The organism is Lacrimispora amygdalina, assembly GCF_003432035.1.
Lineage (GTDB): Bacteria > Bacillota > Clostridia > Lachnospirales > Lachnospiraceae > Lacrimispora > Lacrimispora amygdalina.
Map to the genome: position 1 here is coordinate 21,424 of NZ_QOHO01000077.1, position 21,735 is coordinate 43,158.

General features: G+C 44.8%; 19 protein-coding genes. All 19 read right to left on the bottom strand.

Annotated features, from left to right (window positions below):
• Entirely contained in the window at positions 1–897 is an 897-nt protein-coding gene (locus DS742_RS22760) for a transporter substrate-binding domain-containing protein (RefSeq protein WP_117419253.1), read from the bottom strand.
• A 42-nt stretch (positions 898–939) separates the two neighbouring features.
• Complete coding sequence (locus DS742_RS22765; protein WP_117419254.1) at positions 940–1,671, bottom strand: amino acid ABC transporter ATP-binding protein; 732 nt, start codon at positions 1,669–1,671, stop codon at positions 940–942.
• 129 nt (positions 1,672–1,800) lie between these two features.
• Positions 1,801–2,796 (bottom strand): ABC transporter ATP-binding protein, encoded by a 996-nt coding sequence (locus DS742_RS22770; protein ID WP_117419255.1) that lies wholly within the window; start codon positions 2,794–2,796, stop codon positions 1,801–1,803.
• Positions 2,789–3,817, bottom strand: coding sequence for an ABC transporter ATP-binding protein (locus DS742_RS22775; RefSeq protein ID WP_117419256.1), 1,029 nt, complete (start codon positions 3,815–3,817; stop codon positions 2,789–2,791). Before DS742_RS22775 ends, DS742_RS22770 begins: the two co-directional genes overlap by 8 nt.
• Before the next feature lie 15 nt (positions 3,818–3,832).
• Positions 3,833–4,702 (bottom strand): ABC transporter permease, encoded by an 870-nt coding sequence (locus DS742_RS22780; protein ID WP_117419289.1) that lies wholly within the window; start codon positions 4,700–4,702, stop codon positions 3,833–3,835.
• An 8-nt stretch (positions 4,703–4,710) separates the two neighbouring features.
• Positions 4,711–5,664, bottom strand: a complete 954-nt coding sequence (locus DS742_RS22785; RefSeq protein ID WP_117419257.1) for an ABC transporter permease — start codon at positions 5,662–5,664, stop codon at positions 4,711–4,713.
• Between the two features lie 84 nt (positions 5,665–5,748).
• Positions 5,749–7,383, bottom strand: a complete 1,635-nt coding sequence (locus DS742_RS22790) for an ABC transporter substrate-binding protein (protein WP_117419258.1) — start codon at positions 7,381–7,383, stop codon at positions 5,749–5,751.
• A gap of 257 nt (positions 7,384–7,640) precedes the next feature.
• On the bottom strand, positions 7,641–9,281 hold the full coding sequence (locus DS742_RS22795) for a hypothetical protein (protein ID WP_117419259.1): 1,641 nt from the start codon (positions 9,279–9,281) through the stop codon (positions 7,641–7,643).
• 20 nt (positions 9,282–9,301) lie between these two features.
• Positions 9,302–10,252: an ROK family protein gene (locus tag DS742_RS22800; RefSeq protein ID WP_117419260.1), complete on the bottom strand. Its 951-nt coding sequence runs from the start codon at positions 10,250–10,252 to the stop codon at positions 9,302–9,304.
• Positions 10,253–10,320: 68 nt separating this feature from the next.
• Positions 10,321–11,082 carry a phosphatase gene (locus DS742_RS22805; RefSeq protein WP_117419261.1) on the bottom strand — a complete coding sequence of 254 codons (762 nt, stop codon included), beginning with the start codon at positions 11,080–11,082 and terminating at the stop codon, positions 10,321–10,323.
• A gap of 84 nt (positions 11,083–11,166) precedes the next feature.
• The gene (locus DS742_RS22810) at positions 11,167–11,859 is read right to left on the bottom strand and encodes an MgtC/SapB family protein (RefSeq protein ID WP_117419262.1); all 693 of its coding nucleotides are present in this window, start codon (positions 11,857–11,859) and stop codon (positions 11,167–11,169) included.
• 184 nt (positions 11,860–12,043) lie between these two features.
• Positions 12,044–13,057, bottom strand: coding sequence for an inositol 2-dehydrogenase (iolG, locus tag DS742_RS22815; RefSeq protein WP_117419263.1), 1,014 nt, complete (start codon positions 13,055–13,057; stop codon positions 12,044–12,046).
• A gap of 27 nt (positions 13,058–13,084) precedes the next feature.
• Positions 13,085–13,984, bottom strand: a complete 900-nt coding sequence (gene iolE, locus DS742_RS22820) for a myo-inosose-2 dehydratase (protein ID WP_117419290.1) — start codon at positions 13,982–13,984, stop codon at positions 13,085–13,087.
• Between the two features lie 70 nt (positions 13,985–14,054).
• Entirely contained in the window at positions 14,055–14,840 is a 786-nt protein-coding gene (locus DS742_RS22825; protein WP_117419264.1) for a 5-deoxy-glucuronate isomerase, read from the bottom strand.
• A gap of 32 nt (positions 14,841–14,872) precedes the next feature.
• Positions 14,873–16,804, bottom strand: coding sequence for a 3D-(3,5/4)-trihydroxycyclohexane-1,2-dione acylhydrolase (decyclizing) (gene iolD / locus DS742_RS22830; RefSeq protein WP_117419265.1), 1,932 nt, complete (start codon positions 16,802–16,804; stop codon positions 14,873–14,875).
• Positions 16,805–16,825: 21 nt separating this feature from the next.
• Positions 16,826–17,860 (bottom strand): 5-dehydro-2-deoxygluconokinase, encoded by a 1,035-nt coding sequence (gene iolC, locus DS742_RS22835; protein ID WP_117419266.1) that lies wholly within the window; start codon positions 17,858–17,860, stop codon positions 16,826–16,828.
• A 158-nt stretch (positions 17,861–18,018) separates the two neighbouring features.
• Entirely contained in the window at positions 18,019–19,038 is a 1,020-nt protein-coding gene (locus DS742_RS22840) for a LacI family DNA-binding transcriptional regulator (protein ID WP_117419267.1), read from the bottom strand.
• Between the two features lie 96 nt (positions 19,039–19,134).
• Entirely contained in the window at positions 19,135–20,646 is a 1,512-nt protein-coding gene (locus tag DS742_RS22845) for a CoA-acylating methylmalonate-semialdehyde dehydrogenase (RefSeq protein ID WP_117419268.1), read from the bottom strand.
• 69 nt (positions 20,647–20,715) lie between these two features.
• Entirely contained in the window at positions 20,716–21,570 is an 855-nt protein-coding gene (locus DS742_RS22850; RefSeq protein ID WP_117419269.1) for a class II fructose-bisphosphate aldolase, read from the bottom strand.
• Positions 21,571–21,735 lie beyond the last annotated feature (165 nt).

A 21,735-nucleotide genomic window follows, 5' to 3' on the forward strand; every position in this document is an offset into this window, starting at 1 on the left:
TTACTGTAATCCCCATTGATCCTGAAGTTTCTTCATGGAACCATCAGAAAGCATGGAAGTAACTTTTTTCTCAACCGCCTCTGCAAGACCTGTGTTGCCCTTTGCAGCTGCAACACCGTAATCCTGCTCTGCAAAACGGTCTTCCAGAATCTGATTGCCGTCATTTACATAACCTGCAAGAATCGCACGGTCAACAGAGAAGCAGTCAATCTGCTTGGTTGCCAGTGCCTGAGCCAGTGCAGGATAACCGTCAAATTCCTGGAACTGCGGATTAACCTTTAATCCCTTTTCATCCACGTATTTCTTAAAACCGTCCTTTGTTGTGGAGGACTGGGCAACACCGATTATTTTTCCGTCTAAATCCTCAATGGAGCTGATGCCGGAATCCTTATTTACTAAAAGACCAACTGCATCGGTATAGTATGGGGTGGAGAAATTATAGGTTTCTTTTCTTTCCGGTGTTATGGTAAAGGTTGCAATAACCAGATCGATTTCCCCATTCTCTAATAAAGGTCCTCTTGTTTTTGCAGTCACGCCCTGGAATTCCACCAGTTTCTTTTCCTTTGCCTCGGCTGCGCTGCATCCAAAGATGGATCCTGCGATCTCATATGCAAGATCATCTTCAAAGCCTTCGTATTCTCCAGTCGCTGTATTTTGTAAGCTGAACTTGGGAATATCTGACTTACAGCCAACTTTTAACACACCGCGGTCAATAATCTTCTGTACGTCTTTTGCATCAGCACCTGTTTTGCCTGCTCCGGTTGTTGCTTCTGCAGAAGAACCTGCAGCTTTCGTATCTGCCGGTGCAGCGGTTGTCTCCGGTGCTTTGGAACCACATGCAGTTAAGGCAGCTGTCATGGCAAACGCCATTGCCAGGGATAACATTTTCTTCATCATAATTGTTTCCTCCTCAATCATATTATTATATTAAACAACACCCTAATGAAGGATTTTGCTTAAGAACGCTTTTGTCCGCTCATGTTCCGGACATTCAAAGAAGTGTTCCGGTGTTCCCTCTTCCAGAATATACCCGCCATCCATAAAAATTACCCGGTCTGCAACCTGACGGGCAAAGCCCATCTCGTGTGTCACACAGATCATGGTAATATTTTCATGAGCCAGCTCCACCATAACATTTAATACCTCCTGCACCATCTCAGGGTCCAGGGCAGAAGTCGGTTCGTCAAATAAAATCAGCGGCTGCTTGGTACATAAGGCTCTGGCAATCGCCACCCTTTGCTGCTGTCCGCCGGAAAGCTGAACCGGATAATTGCCCGCTTTTTCTTTCAAACCCACACGTTCCAGACATTTCATTGCCATTTTTTTTGCTTCTTCCCTGGGAACATGCTGAAGTTTTACGGGTGCCAGTGTCAGATTTTCCAGAACCGTCAGATGGGGATATAAATTAAATTGCTGAAATACCATAGATGAGTATTTTTTTGCCATTTCCAAATGATTTTTCTTTGTTACCTGTGTTCCTGCCACGGTAATGGAGCCGCTGGTAGGTTCCTCCAAATAGTTAATACAACGGATAAACGTGGATTTTCCGGAGCCGGATGGTCCGATGATAACCAGTTTTTCCCCTTCCCTGACCGTAAGACTGATATCCTTTAATACCTCAAGGTCTCCGAAGTTCTTTTTTAAGTTTTCAACTTTCACCATATCTGGCATGTTTCCAGCCCCTCTCTGCGTAATTTCTGAAAAAAAGCACAAAGACGCCTAAGAATCTTAAGTTCTTAGGCGCCTTTGCCCTGTTACGTTTTTATATTGTTGTTATTATAAAAAGTTTTGCATCAAAAGTCAAGAAATATTTTCCCCGGCATAGGGACAGGATACGAAATGACCGGGAGAAATTTCCATCATTTCCGGAATGTGCTTTTTGCATTCTTCCCTGGCATACACACATCTCGTATGGAAATGGCAGCCGGTCGGAACACTCATGGGACTTGGAAGCTCACCGCTTAACATAACCCGTTTTGACCGGGCCGCTATCCTGGGATCGGCCAGGGGTATGGCAGAAAGCAGTGCCTTTGTATAAGGGTGAAGAGGATTCTCATAAAGCTCATCACTGTCCGCAATCTCCACAAGCCTCCCTAAATACATCACACCGATTCTGGTAGAAATGTGGCGGACCATGGATAAGTCGTGAGCAACAAACAGATAGGTAAGCCCCATTTCCTTTTGTAAATCCTCTAACAGATTAACCACCTGGGCCTGTATGGATACGTCAAGGGCGGAAATGGGCTCATCACAGAGCAGGAACTCCGGTTCCACTAACAGCGCTCTGGCAATCCCGATTCTCTGACGCTGGCCGCCGGAAAATTCGTACGCATATTTATACATATCATCGGGCTTCAAGCCCACCTTTTTTAAGATCTCTTCCATTCTTCCTTCCATCTCATCCGAAGATAAACCGGATACTGCAGTCAGGGACTCTTTTAAAATCTCCCGCACATTGTGGTGGGGATCTAAGGAAGAATATGGATCCTGGAAAATAATCTGCATCTGTTTGTGAACAGGAAGAAGCTGCCTGCCTTTTAAGCGGGTGATATCCTGACCCTTAAACGAAATAGAACCGGAAGTGGGATCATACATACGGATTAAAGTACGGCCAAGAGTAGATTTTCCGCAGCCGGACTCTCCTACCAGACCGAAGGTCTCCCCTTTTCGAATCGCCAGATTAATTTTGTCTACCGCCTTTACCTCAGCTTTTTTCCTGCCGAAAAAGTCTCTGGCTGGGAAATATTTACAAAGATCCCTGGCTTCCAGAAGGATTTCATTATTTTTATTATCCATGCGGTTTTACCTCCCCTTCCTTATGATCCAGTTCTTCCCCTGAATAGATGCACATGGCCCGCTGGGTGGGGCTGTAAGTACGGTACTGAGGAATTTCCTTCCTGCAGTTTACGCAGGAGAACTTACACCGCTCCGCAAATGGACAGCCGGAGGGCGGATTGATCAGCGATGGCGCCATGCCGGGAATCGGCTCTAAACGTTCTTTGCTTCCCGACTGGGGTTTTGGAACTGCATGAAGAAGCGCCCTTGTATAGGGATGCTTCGGGGAATAAAAGATCTCCTCTGTGGTCCCCTCCTCCATTAAGAGGCCGCCGTACATGACAGCGATTCTATGGCTTAAACTGGCTACCACTCCTAAATCATGGGTAATGAGAATAATGCTCATCCCGGTCTCTTCCTGGAGATTCTTAAGAAGATCCAGAATCTGGGCCTGAATTGTCACATCAAGGGCAGTGGTAGGTTCATCAGCAATCAGAAGCTTCGGCCTGCAGCAAAGAGCCATGGCAATCAGAACCCTCTGTCTCATTCCCCCGGAAAACTCGTGTGGATACTGTCCTAACCGTTTCTCCGGTGATGGTATTCCTACCTGGTTTAATACTGCAACAGCCTCTTTCTTCGCCGCCTCTTTATCCATTCCGCGGTGGCGCTTTAACACTTCCATCAAATGGGAGCCTATGGTCTTTAAAGGATTTAAGGCAGTCATGGGATCCTGGAAAATCATGGCTATTTCTTTTCCCCGCATTTTTCTCAGCTGCTCCGGATCCATGAAAAGCATATTCTCTCCTGCAAATGTAAGCTGATCTGCTTTAACCTCTGCATTATCAGGCATCAGCCCCATCACCGACTTCATAAGTACACTTTTTCCGCTTCCTGATTCCCCTACGACTGCCAGGATCTCACCGGATTCCACATGAAGGCTGACTCCGCGCACTGCCTGCACGGTCCTGCCATGAGTATGAAAGGTGGTACGAATGTCTGCAGCAGACAGTATATATTCTTTCTTTTTTAATGTCTCATCCAATTCTTCGTCCCTCCTTTACTCTTTCTCTCCGCTCATCACCTTTGGCTCAACATAAACACGAAGCAGATTTCCCAGCTTATTAAAAGCAAAAATCGTAATAATAATCAGAAGACCGGGAATCAGTGCCATATGAAAACTGTTCTGCATGGTTCCCTGGGCATTTTGCAGGAGGCTTCCCCAGGAAGACATGGGCTGCTGAATACCAACTCCTAGAAAGCTTAAAGAGGACTCCATCATAATGGCATCTGCCATGCTGGTGGTCGCTGCCACAATAATTGTCGGAAATACCGAAGGTATAATATGACTGATTATAAGTTTCCATGTACCGACTCCAGAGAAACCGGCATAAAGAATAAATTCCCGCTCTTTTAAAGACAGTGTCTCAGCCCGTACAAGTCTCGCAATCTCCATCCATGTAAAAAGCCCTATGACGATAATAATAGATTGTATTCCAGGATTTAAAAAAATGCTGACAACCGTAACCAGAACCATCCATGGAATGGAATGAAGGATATCAACGATCCGCATCAGTACCATATCGACAATTCCGCCTGAAAAACCTGCTATAGTACCTGCAGCCACTCCGATGGTTAAGCTGGTGAGCATGGCTAAAAACGCCACAATGAGGGAAACTCTTCCCCCATAGATCACCCTTGCAAAATAATCTCTTCCCACTTCATCTGTACCAAACCAATGAGCTAAAGACGGTTCTTTCAGCCTGTTGGCAATTTCCGTTGCATTGGGTTCCATGGGCAGAAAAGGAGCCAGGAGCGCAAACAAAATAATTATGCCTAACAGGATCAGGGAAATTACTGCTGCTTTATCATGCTTTAATACCAGCTTTACACTGTCAATTCGTATTGATTTTTCTTTATTTTTGTTCATATTTCCCGTCACCCCATTTCCTTAATCCGTGGATCTATCAGGCAATACAGGATATCTGACAGCAGATTTCCTAAAATAACCATAGTGGACGACAGCACCAGAATGATCATAACGATAGGATAATCCATTCCCTGAATGGCCTTGATAAAATAAGGTCCCACTCCTGGCCAGCTGAAAACCGTTTCTGTAATGATGGACCCGGTAATCAGCAAGCGAAATGCCATTCCAAACCGTGTAATAACAGGCAATAGCACATTCTTGCACACATGCTTAAACATAATCTCACTATTTGTCGCGCCAAACGCCCGCTGCACCATGACATAATCCTCAGAAAACTGGGTCAGAGTGGAGGAACGGACATATTTAATATTTGCCGGCATAAAGGCAACTGTAAGAGTGAGATACGGCATGATAAAATGCTTTAAAAAATCAGCTATGGAATTTTCCTTCCCTACCGCATGCATTCCCACAATAGGAAGAAGCTTCAGCTTATAACCCAGAACAAAGATAAGAAGCATGGCGAACCAGAAGGAAGGAACTGCAATCCCCACAGAAGAAACTGCGTCAATAATCTTATCAGCCCTTTTGTTCCTATTTGCACCTGCTAAAAGCCCCAGCACAACAGCCAGGATATACGCGGTTATAAATGCAGGAAGCACCAGCCTTACCGTATTGGGAAGTCTGACCGCAAGGTCTGCAGCAATACTCTGTTTCGTCACAATGGAATATCCGAAATTACCGTTCATAATCCCGTCAAGCCAGCGGATGTACTGAACATACACCGGCTGGTCATAACCGTATTTTGCTTTGATTAAATTGATTGTCTCCTGTGACATCTTCGGGGATGTCATGGCATCAATGGCATCATAGGGCGCAAAATGCATCAGCGCAAAGCATAGAACCGTTATGAGAAGGACCATGGGGATGGCTGTTAATATCCGTTTCAGTATATATTTGGCCATATCATTTCTCCTTAATAAAGAAAGAGGTGTCTGCTGCAGCTAAGGCAGCGAAACACCATTCTCTCTCTTATTTTGCAGATGCAATTACTTTTTCTGTAACTTGGAGGTATCCTCAAAAGTATAAACAGGAACCAGCTTTGCATCTTCAATACCTGATACATTTTTAGAAACCACTAAGAGGCGTTTGTTGGAATATAAAGGATAAAAGCATGCTGTATCCTGAATCTTCTTCTGAATACTGGTGTAGATTTCTTTCCGCTTTGTCTCGTCTGTTTCTTTGCGTCCCTGTGCAAACAGCTCATTGATTTCGGGCTCATCGTAATACATGTAATTGTATGCAGCGCCTGTTTCGAATAAGCTGGAGAATGTGTCAGGGTCAATTCCCATGATATAACCGCCAAAGTACATATCGTAAGTATTGTTCTTATCCTTCATCTGCTGGCTGAGTGCCTTGGAATCAATACCGGATAAGGTAACCTTAAATCCTGCTTTCTCAAGCTGCTCCTGAACCAGTAAAGCTGAGGTTGACTGTAAGCTGTCTGATCCGCTGTATGCAAGGTTCAGTTCCGGTTTCTGTACGCCGGAAGCCGCAAGATATTCTTTTGACTTATCAAGGTTCTGTTCGTATTTTTCTACGTCCTCTGTAAAGAACTTGCTGTTAGGCGGCATGAAGCTCCATGGAAGATCATAATAATCTGAGCTTAACAAAGCTGCATCTGCAATTGCCTTTTTATCCAGAGCATACAGAATCGCTTTTCTTAAATCCTCATTCTGTACACGTGCTGCATTGATCATCATATATCCCACGCGGCCTTCCTGATAAGGATAAACAGTTAAGTTGGCAGAATCCAGATCCATCTGCGCTACCTGTGCCGGAGTTCCGATCCATGCATCTACTTCACCGCTCTGAATCGCTGTCATGGCTGTATTCTCATTCTCTATAATACGGTATACGATATTGTCAATGGAAGGTGCTCCAAGGAAATAGTTCTCATTCTTTGTGAACTTCACATAGGAACCTGCTGAGTATTCGGACATTACATAAGGACCGGTTCCGACTGGTTTCGTATTCACGTCATTGTTTTCAAAATTGGTTACATTCTCATAAACATGCTTAGGCATGATAAAAATCTGGGAGAACATCTCAACTGCTGCGGAATTAACGAAAGGCATGGTTAATTTAACGGTATAGTCATCAACCTTTTCAATCTTTACCGCACCTTCCTTATAAACTAACTGGGAATAGGCCCAGCCCGCATTCTCTTCCTTCTCCATTGCCTCGAATGTGAAGACAACGTCATCAGCGGTAAATTTCTCTCCGTCTGACCACTTCACATCATCCCGTAAATGCATGGTATAAGTTAAATTATCTTCAGACGTATCAATGCTCTTCGCCAGGAAATAGTTGATTCCATCCGCATTATACATATATAATGGGGAATAGATCATCTTGAGGGTCATAAGACCGAAACGGTCACTGGTTGTAATTACATTCACATTCGCACCCGGGTCCCCTGCAATGGCATAGGTAAATGTACTCTCTCCTCCTTCAGACGGTTTGGCCGCCTCCGCCGTTGTCTCGCCTGCGCCTGCCGTACTGCCGGATACTGCTGTGGTTCCTTCTGCTGACGGATCTTTTCCTCCGCACGCGGTGAGTCCTCCAAGCACCATAAAAGCTGCTAAAAGAAAGCCCGCACGTTTCATAAAATTCTTTTTCATAATTTTCTCCTTTCCTTTACTGTCCCTTAGAACTCATCTGTTCTTAACCAGAAAAAGTTAAAATCATTATATACCGATTTGCATACTTTTTTCAACATATTTCGACATAAATCCTATTTTTCTATAGTTTTAATATGTTACATACAGTTTTATAACAAATCAGATAGCAAAAAAGACAGTTGTCAAGCCGCACAACTGCCTCCTTTGGCATATTCTATGTCTATTATATACAATGCTGCAATTATGGCTCTGCCCTTTTATATAGTTCGAATGGAAAAGGTTCTTTCATAAGGGGTATAGTCATTAAAGTAGAGAGTAAAGCCGGTGGTGTTGATCTCTTCTCCTGAATAATGACCGCCGAACTCGTGTGTTCCATACCCGGGTCCTATTAGAAGTTTCTGATCTGCGTGAAGCAGGCTGATAAAGCCATCCCGAAGCACCATCTCTCCTGCTTTTTCCGCTCTTATGTGGAAATGCTCATTTTCCAGAACACTACCTGCCGGAATACAGATTTCCACACGGAGAGGAGCCTTATCAAGTCCCTCTGCCTTAACGGTCACTTCCATACCGTCAGAGAGTTCTTTCAGCGTAACTGTCATACGGATTTCACTGCTGTTTAAAATCTCACGCTTCTTATGATCCATCTTCCACCAGTCAGTTGTATCCTGTTTTTCCTTAAACGGAAGATAATACCATCCCTTTGCAACAGAAGTTAAAACACAGACACCGTCTTTTTCTTCAATCGTCTGTGGAATGAAATTACGGATATCACAGTAGCTTTCACCTATTTTTAAGTATACCAGTGTTTCTTTAAATTTGAGAAACAGGAAAGCGCTCTTTCCCTTCAGAATGCTGTAGCCATATTCAGCAGTCTTTCCTCTGATTACGCCTGCTTCCTCAAAATACTTGTGGTAGGTATCCAGAAAACCATAGCCCTTAAACTCATACTGCTCCATAAAATCATGAAGCATAATAATGTGCAGGCATTCCGGCGCCATATCGCCCCGCTCCATATTGTCTTTTATAATTTTATGAGCAGCCCGGTCAAAAATTTCCTCTCCTGTTTTTGCCGCCATATATAAATACTGGTAGAAATACTTGTCCGGATAATCGGCTTTGCCCTGATCCTGTCTCGTAGAATTCTGAGTGAAAATGGTATCGTCCGGATCAATGTAAAAGAGCATCATTTTTAAATTCCGCTCCACATATCCCAGATAGCTTTCATCGCCGGTTTCTTCATACATCGCCAACATGGCGTTATTTACCACTGCATTGTAATTGCCGGTTGAGCGTTCTGCATACTCCCCTTCTTCATTGCCGTCAATGCCTTCTGCCAGATACTGGTCTGCACGGATAAGCAGCCGGGCAGCAAACTCCGGATTTTCTTCTTTTACAAGATTAGCGCCCTGCATCAGTGCTGCAGTGATTCCCCAGCGATGGTTTGGGGTATGAAAACCGCCGGTTAAAAGCGCGTTTAAGGACTCTTCCAGTATAAAACGGTAACCGTCTTTCAGCTTGTCCAGTTCACCCTCTTTTGTATATTTTAAAAACAGACGGTAAGTTGCAATGAGACGTTTAAAGCAGAAAGAAGTATCCGGTGCAGATTTAAAATTGCAGGAAGGATAATCGAAACTTCCATCCTCTCTCTGGCAGTTGGCAATAAAGGTCACGGCTGCTTCCATGGCACGAAGAAGAGCAGCATCTTTATAATACCTGCTTTGAGAATTCAAATAAACGGAGGCAGCATCTGCCATAACATAAATGGTTGGCTTTACCTCTAAAATAGCCCGTTTCATTCCTCCGTAAAAAGGATCCTTCTCATCTGTTACCTGAGTACTTAAAAAATGATCCACCCGCTTCTCAGCGGAGCGTATCAGATGTCCCATATATCGTTTCATAATTCCTGTCCTCTTTTCTTCTATTCTAATAAGGCAGCACCTATGAGCCCGGCATCATTGTCTAACCTGGCTGCTGTAATCCTTGTCCTGCGTTTTGAGGTTCTTGCATAATCTTCCTGGTCAATGATTCTATTTAACGGATCTAACAGTAAATCTCCGGCTTTGCTGATGCCTCCGCCGATGCAGATTAATTCCGGCTGGAAAATATTGATTAAATCCACAAGTCCTGCCGCCAGATATTCGATGTACCGGTCAAATACAAAAAGTGCCGTCTCATCCTGCTTTCTGACACCGTCAAAGAGCGTCTTACCCTCCACATTACCGATCTCCCCGCCGCACAATTCCCAGAGAACGGATTGCGGGTTTTCAAGCATTGCAGCCTTTGTCTGTGAAATCAGTGCAGTGGCAGAGGCATAAGCCTCAAAACACCCTTTTCTTCCGCAGTTGCACGGAATACCGTTCCGGTCTATGGTAAAATGACCGAATTCTCCCGCCGCATAGTTGATCCCTTCATAAAGCTTTCCGTCAAGAATGATTCCGCCTCCTACACCGGTGCCCAGAGTAACCGCCAGCATGGAGTTCGTACCTTTTCCGCTTCCTGCCGTAAATTCTCCCCAGGCAGCCGCATTGGCATCATTATCAAAACGAATATTTTTACCTGGAAGCGCCTTCTCCATCATGGAGACCAACGGTTCATCATAAAACCCCAGATTATTGGCATATTCCACCATGCCGGTCTCTTTATTGGCTGTTCCCGGCACTCCAAGTCCGACAGCTTCGATCTCATCCCAGGAAACATTTCCTTCCTGTGCAGCCTTCTTAGCCAGATCTGCCATATCCTGAACGATTTCCCCTGCGCTTCTTCCGCTTCTGGTTGGTACAGACAGGCGGGTAAAAAGTGTTCCGTCCTCTCCTACCAGACCGGCGGCAATATTGGTTCCGCCTAAGTCTATTCCGATATAATACTTCATTCTCTATCCTCTCCCTTCCCGCGCACAACTGCCGGGGCGCAGCTGCGCTCCGGCACTCTTTTCTTTCATTATCCTCTCCGCTTGCGAAGAAACCAGGACTTTAACTGTTCCATGTCTGCATTCACCACCAGCTCTACGGGAAAGTCCAGGCTGTTTAACATGGAAAGAGCCTCATCAAATACGCCCACACTCCGGCAGAAATGTGCATCTGAACTGACAATGACAGGGACGCTGTATTTCATGCAGAGTCTGGCAATGATCCGGCAATTTTCTGCGGAGCTTTTCCTGACGCGGAATGTCCCTTCGTTAATCTCCACCAGCTTTCCGTTCTTTCCAAGCTCCGGTATAACCCTTTCATAGTCATACTCATAGCAGGCAGTCCCGCTGTGACCGATGATATCCACCAGCGGATTTTCCGCGGCACGAAGATACGCTCTTGTATGTTCTTCCACACTTCCAGACGCAATCACATCTTCATGAAAAGAGGCTATGGTGTAATCCAGCCGGTTTTCTATGGTATCCGGGCTTAAATCAATCCCACCGTCAAAATTGGTAAAATTCAGTTCTGCTCCCCGGTATACACGGACACCGTCCACCCACTCCGGAATCACCCGGAGATTTCTAAAATGCCCCTCAGGCGCTCCATCGGGATGGGCGGGACAGTGGTTGCTGATTCCTACAGCCATAAGACCGGCATCCTTTGCTGCAGTTATATTTTCATAAACGGTGCTGTAACCGTGCCTGCTGATATCTGTATGGGTGTGTAAATCCGCAGCAAGATGTTTTATCATGAATTTCTCACTTACCTTTTTCTCATTTTTCTTACCCAATGAGTATATCCCTTTTTATAGCAGAGCTTCTACCTTATTTTTGTCTTTCTTCAAATATTTATTGCAATTTTTGTTTTTATGATCCTATCCGTTGACAGAATCAATCCGTTTATCATTGGACAGGCGGATCACAAGATCATTTTTTTCATAACCGGCCGGATAAAGCAAATCCAGTTCGATCTTGGTACCATCCTTGGACTTTCCTATTTTTACATTCAGAACTTTCACCTTTTCTTCGTTTAGCTTATGAAACAACTCTGTAATTACGGCATCGTAATGAGATGTGCTGATTTTAAGCATACACCGGTATGGCTCCTTTGACAAAAAGGGAACGTCATGGAGCAGAACCTGTATCATAATCAGAAGAAAGGCAGAACCGCAGCCCAGATAATAAGCACCGGCTCCTATGGCCATTCCCACTCCTGCTGTTGCCCAGATACCCGCAGCGGTAGTCAGGCCGCTGACCGAATTATTCTTTACAAAAATAACACCAGCTCCCAGAAAACCGATTCCTGACACAATCTGAGCTGCGATTCTGGAGCCGTCAAAATTCGGAATATCCCGAAAGCCGTACTTGGATACAACCATCATAAGAGCAGCGCCCATGGCCACAATGGCATGGGTTCTCATTCCAGCTCCTTTATTCCGGTTCTTTCTTTCGTATCCGATTAAATATCCCGAAAAACCGGCCGCAATGATTCGAAATAGCAAACTGGTCTGATAGACCAGATCATACCGCTCCACCCAGCCAATCAGCATCTGTTCCAATTGATACATGATAATTCCTCTTTTCTGTAATGAACTATATCATATAAAATATGCTATTAATTTAACATGTTTAAACCGAAACGTCAGCGCAGAATTTGCTTTTTCTATGCCGGTTTCTATGCACTTTTTGTACTTTGCCGGTTAACCGGGGCATATTGAAAAAGACCTGCCAGGAAGCGGCAGGTCCTTTCATTTACATTGTGATTTCAGAGATTTTTACCGGTCTGTGCTCTTTAACGGATTTCTTTGCTGCGATTCCCATTAATACCGGTTTTAAGCCATCTAATACACCAAGAGGGGTATCTGTATCATTTACAATGGCCTCGATAAAGCAGTTTACTTCCTTTGCAAAGGACTGCATATAACGCTCTAAGAAGAAGTAGAGAGGCTTCTCGCCTGTCACACCATCAGCAGTGCTAAGAACAGCGCTGGATTCTGTATCATTGGAGGTTGCAACCATACCCTTGGAGCCGAATACTTCTGCTCTCTGGTCATAGCCGTAAGCTGCTTTTCTGGAGTTATCAATCACTGCAATTGCGCCGTTCTCCATCTTTATGGTGATAACAGCGGTATCCACATCACCGGCTTCTCCGATAGCAGGATCAACTAAAACTGCAGACTGTACATAGATCTCTTCTGCATCACATCCAGCCAGGTAACGTACCATATCAAAATCATGAATGGTCATGTCAAGGAACATACCTCCGGATACAGCAGCGTATTCTGCGCTGGGCGGCTCAGGATCTCTGGAAGTTACCTTGATGATATGGGGATCTCCGATTTTTCCTGCTGCAACTGCATTTCTAACTGCCTCAAAGTTATGGTCAAAGCGGCGGTTAAAGCCTACCTGATATTTTACCTTGCTGTCCTTTAATGCATCGATCACTTCTTTGATTTTGTCAATATCATGATCAATTGGCTTCTCGCAGAATACATGCTTGCCAGCCTTAATTGCTTCTACAGAGATTGGAGAATGTGTGTTTGTAGAGGAACAGATTAAAACTGCATCGATCTCCGGATCTGCCAGGATCTCTTTATAATCCCTGGTTGTATTGGTAACGCCCATACTCTTTGCCCAGTTTGCTGTTTCTTCGTTCATAAATGGGTCAGCGATTGTCTTAATTGTTGCATTCTTAACGATATTGCAAATACTTGTTGTATGAACCTTTCCGATTCTGCCTGCTCCGATAATTCCTACGGTTACCATAATATTCTTCTCCTTTTATCCATTAAATTAAAGACCAGTTTTTTCAGCAATGAATTTTCTTGCACGGATTGCATATTCTAACGGATTCGCCTTAGCCGGATCCTGCTCTGCTTCCACAACCATATAACCTTCATAGGCTGCATCTTCCAGCACCTTGAAGATCGGATCAAAATCGACACAGCCGTCGCCTGGAATGGTGAATGCGCCTGCACGAACGCCTGCTAAAAAGCTCATCTTCTCTTCTCTCACCTTTTTTACTACTTCCGGACGGATATCTTTTAAATGAACATGCTTAATGCGTTTGATGTGCTTTGTTACCATCTCAACCGGATTCTCTCCGCAGTATGCAAAATGGCCGCTGTCAAAAAGCAGGCTTACGTATTCCGGATCTGTATGCTCCATCATGCGGTCTGTCTCTGCTGCAGACTGGACTACGGTTCCCATATGATGGTGGAATGTTAATGCCACACCGTATTTTTCTTTGGACAGCTTGCCAAGGCGGTTTAAGCCTGTGCACAGAAGATCCCATTCTCTGTCATCCATCTCATGCTTTCCTTCGAAAACCGGCTGGTTCTGAATTCCCTGTGTGCTGTAGCTCTGCTCGGAAACACCCACCACCTTAGCGCCCATGGCAGCTAAGAATGCTACGTGCTTTTCAAACTCTGCCTCAGTCTCTTCATAAGGCTTGCTGATTAAGAATGTGGAAAACCATGCGTTGCAGATCTCAACACCTCTTAATTCCAGAGCCTTCTTTAAAACCTCCGGATCCTTCGGGTATTTATTACCCACTTCAGAACCGGTAAATCCTGCAAGTGCCATTTCGCTGACACACTGCTCGAAGGTGTTCTCCTTACCTAAATCCGGAAGATCATCGTTTGTCCATGCAATTGGTGCAATTCCTAATTTAACTTTCTCCTTGTTTAACATTTTTGCTTCCCTTCCCTGTCTTATCATATTTTTATACCGCTGGTTTCGCGGCGATTAACCCCTATGTTGTTTAAAACACGGCATCATGCATCCACACGTATCTTTCATCTTCATTGCGGTCAGTCTGATTCCATGGATTGCCCTCCAGATGACGGATCATCCAGCAGGTATACATCTGGTATCCCGGAGCAACTGCCTGGGGGTGGAGCTCCCCTCCCGGAATTGCGGAAAAGCTTCCGTCTGTGCTTTTAAATACCTGGTCTCCCACAAAGCTTGCACCAAATCCTTCCGGATGGTCAAACAGGAAATAATAGGTTTCAGGCTGGGGGTGTCTGTGGGGGAGATAACCGGACCAGTTTCCCCTGTCATTTAAAACCTCTCCCAGAACCATATTGGAGTAAGGAGCGATCTCAAAATCAAAAATCGTATTCACCCGCCGTTTTGCCACATTGCCAAACTTGCCGACAGAAGAGTATTTCCATGGTGCATCTTCAGGCTGATACAATTTTGCTTCAAAGGTTCTTTTATTTTCAGCAGACTGAACCAAAATCTCTGAATCCTCTTTTGCTTCCACGGAAATTTCTGTTCCTGCACAACCATGCAGACACCAGGGGCCTTCCGTAAAAACATCAATTCTTGAGGCTTCCTGTTCCACACTGCCCCCGCGGTATACAACCCTTCCTTTTAAAAGAAGCACCGCTGTTTCCTCTTCCTCTTTTAAAAAGGTTCTGGTCTCTCCCGCCTTCATCCGGTAAACCCGTATGTCCATTCTCATCTCTTTATACTCATTGGTATAAGTAGTTAAAATCTTTTCTCCGGACTCATCAAATTCCGGATATCCGAATACCTGACTCATAGTTTTCTTCCTTTCCGGTCATGTCCGGCTGATTAATACTTTCTCGCTGCATTTCTGCCTTCCATGACTCTTCCCCAAGCTTCCTTTACGCTGGCTTTTTCTGAAGTATCAGCAAGTCCCACATTCCACCAGGATTCATATCCGTCTGACATGGTTTTAGGAATTACCTTTAAGTCAAACAGACAGGCTATTTCCTGACTCTTTGCATCTTTTAATGCATCTTCCAGCTCTGCAATGGTACGGCAGGTATAGGTTTTTAAGCCATAGCCCTCGCCAATCTTTGCATAATCAACAGGAATCAAATCACCGGTTGGCTTCTTACCGTCTGTATAGCGGTATTCTGTGGCAAGACTTCCGATTCCATGGTTCATCTCCAGGTTGTTGATACAGCCAAAGCCGCAGTTATCAAAGATCAGGATATTGACTTTCTGTCTTTCCTGCATAATGGTCATAATCTCACTGTGAAGCATCTGAAAACTGGAATCACCGACTACACAGTATACCTCATTCTCGGGCTCTGCAAATTTAACGCCCAGGGTTGCTGCCACTTCATATCCCATACAGGAATATCCGTACTCTGCGTGGTATCCTCCCCGTTTGTCAGTGGTCCACATACGCTGCATACAGCTTGGAAGGGAACCTCCTGCCGTAATAATTGTTGCATCTTCATCTATCACTCGTCTGATGGCTGCAAGAGCGGCAGTCTGAGTGATGGTTCCATTCGTCAGACGGACAAATTCCGGAATTGTTCTGGGATCTCTTGCTTTAATAATGGGTTCGAAATCATCTCCGGTATACTGAATGCTGCCCAGGCGGACCATCTCTTCATCCCATTTCTTTTTCGCATCTGTGATCTCGTTCCGGTACTGGGACACATACTGTTTTTCTCTCAGTTTTTCCGTCAGTGCCTCTACGGTTACTTTCGCGTCTCCCACTGCCATGGACGCATCCATTTTATACGCATGAAATCTGCTGTTATTGATCGTGACAAATTTCACATTTTCTCTTTTAAACAGCCACTTGGAGCTGGTGGTGAAATCGCTCAGTCTGGTACCGATGGCGATTACCACATCTGCATCCTTTGCAATGACATTGGAGGCATAAGTACCGGTCACTCCAATTCCGCCAAGGCAATACGGATGGCTTGATTTGCAGGCACTCTTTCCTGCCTGACTCTCCCCAAACGGGATCTTAAATTCTTCACAGAATTTTTCTACGGTTTCTCCTGCATCCGAGTAACGTACACCTCCGCCCACAATGACGATGGGTTTCTTAGCCTCTGCAATGATGTCTGCAATCTCATCCAGTTCTTCTTCTACTGCCACAGGTCTAGTAATCTTATGAACCCGTTTCTTAAAGAAATACTCGGGATAATCAAACGATTCTCCCTCCACATCCTGACAGAGGGAAATGCAGCAGGCTCCTGTTTCTGCCGGATCAGTGAGCACACGCATAGCATTAATTAAAGCGCTCATTATCATCTCAGGTCTTGTAATTCTGTCCCAGTACCTGCATACCGGCTTAAATGCATCATTGGTAGTAGTTGCAAGGCTGCTGCTCTGCTCTAACTGCTGAAGCACCGGATCTGGCTGTCTGGAAGCGAAGGTATCCGCCGGAAATACCAGCAGGGGAATATTATTAACAGTGGCAGTGGCACAGGCTGTTACCATATTGGCAGCACCCGGTCCTACAGAAGAAGCACAGGGAATAATTCTTCTGCGCTGATTCTGTTTGGCAAATGCAATGGCTGTATGGCACATGCCCTGCTCGTTTCTTCCCTGAAGCACCCGAAGCTGTCCTGGATCTGTATCAAGAGCTTCTCCCAGACCCACTGCGATACCATGACCGAAAATAGTAAAAAAACCTTCAACAAACTTTATTTCTTTGCCATCCACTGAAACATACTGGTTATCCAGGAACTTTACAAGTGCCTGTGCTGTTGTCATCCTTATTGTTTTTGACATGTTCCGCTCTCCTTTATATTTTTATACACGGGCGATCATCTCACCGAATTTTTCCTTTTCCTCTTTTATAAATGCATGAACCTCTTCTGGTGTGGGCAGAGAATCCGAGCAGTTATTGCTCTTTACCATCATGGATGCTTCTGCAGAACCAAATTCCAGGCAGTCAATAATATCCCACCCCTGATACAGACCATATAAGAAACCGGAGCCATATCCGTCTCCGCCTCCAAAGCCCTTTCTGGCTTCTACCGGGAACGGTTTGATGGAAAATGACTGGCCGTCGAGGGTATATGCGGTAGACCCCTTCATACCGTGCTTAATCACCACGATTGTTGCATGATATCCCTGCCATAAGGCGGCGCTTTCTTCATCTGTCATGCCAGGTTTAATCAGCTTTTCTGTCAGATCAAATTCTTCTCTTGATCCCATAATAATATCCGCTTCTTTTGCTACAGTTGAATAATATATGGATAACTCATCTGTATTTTTCCAGTTGTATGCCCTGTAATCAATGTCAAATATAATTCTCACATCGTTTCTCTTAGCAAGCATCACGGCCTTAAGAGCCGCTTCTCTTGACGGGCTTTCGGCAAGTGCAGTGCCCGAAATTAAAATGGCCTTTGCCTTTTTAATGTATTCTTCGTCGATGTCTTCCACACTCAGCTGTAAATCAGCGATGCAGTTTCTATACATCAGAATGCTGCTTTCGCTGGAGGACAGCATCTCAGTAAAAGTAAGTCCCAGTTTTTCTCCGTTTTTGCATTTTGTTATGTGAGAGGTATCAATCCCCTGCTCATTAAAATAATCCACTACAAATTCACCGAACTGGTCATCTGATACTTTCCCGATAAATCCCGCTTTCATGCCATGTCTTGTCACGCCTACGGCGATGTTGGCCGGAGAACCGCCCACAAACTTTTCAAACATGTGTACCTTCTTTAGCGGCTTAAATTCTTCCTTTACCTGCTCATTATAAGCAGGGTTAAAATCAATTGCCACTCTGCCAAGAAGTATTAAATCAAGCTCTCTGGCTTCGTTAAATTTTACATATCCCATAGTTACACCTCTCCCATCTGTTTGCGTGCTTTTTCGTTCATCTTATGTGCCTATATTATACCACGCACGCAGTCCGCGTGCAAGTGATTTCGCTCTGATAATAAAAAAAATCAGGACCTGTTTTTTATCTTTAACAGATCCCTGATTCTACCGTCTTTTTAAATATTGTATTTCGTTTTTATAATTATATCCGTGTAAAAAAATTCCTGTTCTTCCCTGCTCCCGGCCTGCATGATATCGGCAAGAATGAACAGGGCGCGGTACCCTTGTGTGTAGCCGTTCTGGTCGATCAGAAAATCCGCGATCCCCTCTTCCAGCGCCTTTATGTTCCCTGTAGTCAGATCATAGATAATAATATGAGGCTTTCTCTCCAGCTTCAGCTCTTCAAACGCCTTTTTAACGCCCCCCTGGCCTCCTGAGAATATCACCGCCCCCTGGAGATCCGGATAAGCAGTCAGGGTGTTGACCAGGATTTTTTCCACCTCTTCCTTTTCATCAAAACTGCTCTGGACTCCCACAAGCTCAAGTCCCGGAAACGTCCTCTTTATCTCATCCACAAACCCATCCACGCGCATGCTGTTGACGCTGTTTCCAAAATATCCTGTAATGGCAAGAATCTTACCCTGGCCGCCGGTAAGCATCCCCATAAGGCCTGCTGCCGTGCGTCCGCTCCTTCTGTTATCCTGGCCTACAAAACAGCTGCGTTTTGTCCCGACAATATCGGTATTAAAAGTCACCACAGATATGCCCTGCTCAATAAGGGAATTAATTTTATCCCTGATTTTATCACACTCCACAGGCATGATTGCTATACCCGATACTTTGCTTTTTTCCAGCTTTTCTATCGCTGCCAGCTGTTCTTCTTCGCTCACAGTGACACACTCTTCCATTACAAAGCCAATGCCTCTTTTTTTCAGTTCATTTTGTGCGTCTTCCAACCCTTTTCTGATTGGAATCATAAATGACGATTTAGACAGCTGGGTTACAATGCCGATTTTAACCGATTCCTTTTTTACTGCCTTCTTTTCTTTTTTCGGAACATAACCGATTTCATCTGCAATCTGAAAGATCCGCTCTTCCACTTCCCTGTCAATCCGTCCCCGTTTATTTAACGCGCGGTCAACGGTACCTCTGGACACACCTGCCCGCTCTGCTATTTCCCGAATCGTTCCCGCCATCTGTTCTCTCCTTTAAGCAATTCACTTCACCCATCATATCACACATAAAAATAGCACGCAAGTGTATGCGTGCTATTTTTTCAATAAAATCAGCTTTTAGATTGTTCCATCCCAGGTATTAACCGTTGTGGATTCTCCTGTTTCTTCGTCAAACCATCTGGTGGTAACAACTTTGTTCTCTGTATAGAACCGGAAGCCATCCTTGCCTAAGCAGTGCAGATCTCCGATAAATGACAGCTTGTTTCCGTTGAACGGGAACATTCCAACCGGTACCGGAATACCTACGTTGATACCGATCATACCGCCGTCTGTATGTCTTGCAAACTCTCTTGCATAGCGGCCGTTCTGTGTGAAGATAACGGAACCGTTGGCAAATGGATTGGCATTCATCACTTCAAGTCCTTCTTCAAACGTCTTCACTCTCTTTATGCACAGTACCGGTCCAAAGATTTCTCTTTCGCCTACGCTCATTTCAGGAGTTACATGGTCGAGAATTGTGGGCCCTAAGTAGAATCCGTTTTCATAGCCTTCCACCACTACATCACGGCCGTCCAGAACCACCTTCGCACCTTCTGCGATACCTGTCTCAATCCACTTTATGACTGAGTCTTTGTGTGCCTGATTGATAACCGGTCCAAGATTTGTGGTCTTGTCATAAGCTGGACCCACTTTTAAATTCTTAGCCTGAGCAACAATCTCTGCTACAAGTGCATCAGCGATTTCTTCCTGAACAACGACTACCGGAAGAGCCATGCATCTTTCACCGGCACAGCCAAAGGTGGAATTGATGATTCCGGCTGCTACACGTTTGATAGGAGCATCCTTTAAAACAAGAGCGTGGTTCTTCGCTTCGCAAAGAGCCTGTACTCTCTTGCCGGTTGCTGCAGCTGTGGAATAAATATGCTTTCCAACAGATGTGGAACCTACAAAGGTAATACCCTTAACGTCTTCATGAGTGAGAAGAATCTCTGCTTCATGTCTGGAGCAGGTAACGATATTAATAACACCGTCCGGAAGTCCTGCTTCTTTGTACAGCTCTGCGATACGCATGCTGGACTGGGGAGTGAAGGACGCTGCTTTTAAAACAATGGTGTTGCCGCATGCGATACACATGGGAGTCATCCAGCCCATCGGTATCATGGCAGGGAAGTTAAATGGCACAATTCCCGCAAATACACCCAGAGGCATCCGGTATAAAACAGTATCAAATCCGCTGGAAGCGTCCATTAAGCTTTCTCCCATCATCAGTGACGGAGCACTGATGGCCTGCTCGGTTCCTTCCTTTGCTTTCAGTACATCCCCCTGGGCCTCATCCCAGTTTTTACCGTTTTCTTTTGCTACCAGCATGGTCAGCTCATCCATATGCTCAATCAGTAAATCTCTCAGCTTATAAAGTATCTGGACCCTTTTAATTACCGGAGTTGCAGACCAGGATGGAAATGCTGCTTTTGCTGCTGCAACAGCCTCTTCCACTTCATCCGGCGTACAGCATGGTACTTTGGCAATCACTTCACCGGTACTTGGATCAAAGGCGTCTGTATACTTTGTTGTTTTAGATTCTTTCCACTGACCGTTTACAAAATACTTTAATGTTTTTACTTCTCCCATCTTTCTATCCATTCCTTTCTATGCGGTTTTATTTATTTGATTGTAATATATCAATTATCCTGCCTTAAATTAAGAAAAAGTAAGCGGCTCTGCGCAGTTAAATATCCTTATATGCTGCTTCACATTCTCATATACTCCGCGGACCATGGCTTCATTCAGTCCAAAGTAATCATGTTTTCCTTCTGCCTTTAAATATTTTTCAGCTTCCCTTGTCAGGCTGTCAAAGCTGGCTGTTGCAATATTGATCTTACGTATTCCAAGACCAACTGCTTTTCTAAAGTCTTCCGGAGTAATTCCGGTTCCGCCGTGAAGGACCAGAGGAACATCTGTCTTTTCATCAATGGCCTTTAAAACATCAAAAGCCAGTCTTGGCGCTACCGGATAGTTGCCGTGTGCATTGCCGATGGCCACTGCCAGGGCGTCCACACCTGTCTTTTCACAAAATAATTTTGCGTCTTCCGGATTGGTGCAGCGGATTCCTTCATCTGTGCTTCCGTCCTCACTGCCGCCAACCAGGCCAAGCTCCGCTTCTACCGTGGCTCCGTATTCTCCTGCGAGCCTGGCCGCTTCTAACGTCTTTTTTATGTTCTCTTCAAAGGGAAGAGTGGAGCCGTCCATCATGACTGAGGTAAATCCATAATCCAGGGCCTGCTTTAAAACGCCGATGGTCTTGCCGTGATCCAAATGGACTGCTATCTCTACCTTTGCGTTCCTGGCAGCTTCTACCATCATAGGCCCCATTAGTGACAGCGGGGAATGGGGAAGGCGTACTTCCGCAATCTGTAAGATAATGGGAGTGTTCATCTCCTCAGCTGCCTTTACAGCACCTTTCACCATCTCAAGATTCCCCACGCTGAATGCTCCCACCGCCCGGTTTTGCTCTGATGCCTGATTCAGCAGATCTTTCATTTTTACTAATCCCATGCCTTGTTTCCTCTCTCTTCCTCCCTTTATGAGTATGTTTTGATTTTGTTTTTGTAATGTGTTGGTTATATTCTAACACCATTTTGGAGATTGGTCAAGATGAACTTGAAAAATTTTTTCTTAACTTGGTGATCTATTGGTGATTTCTTGATATTTTTGCTTGTG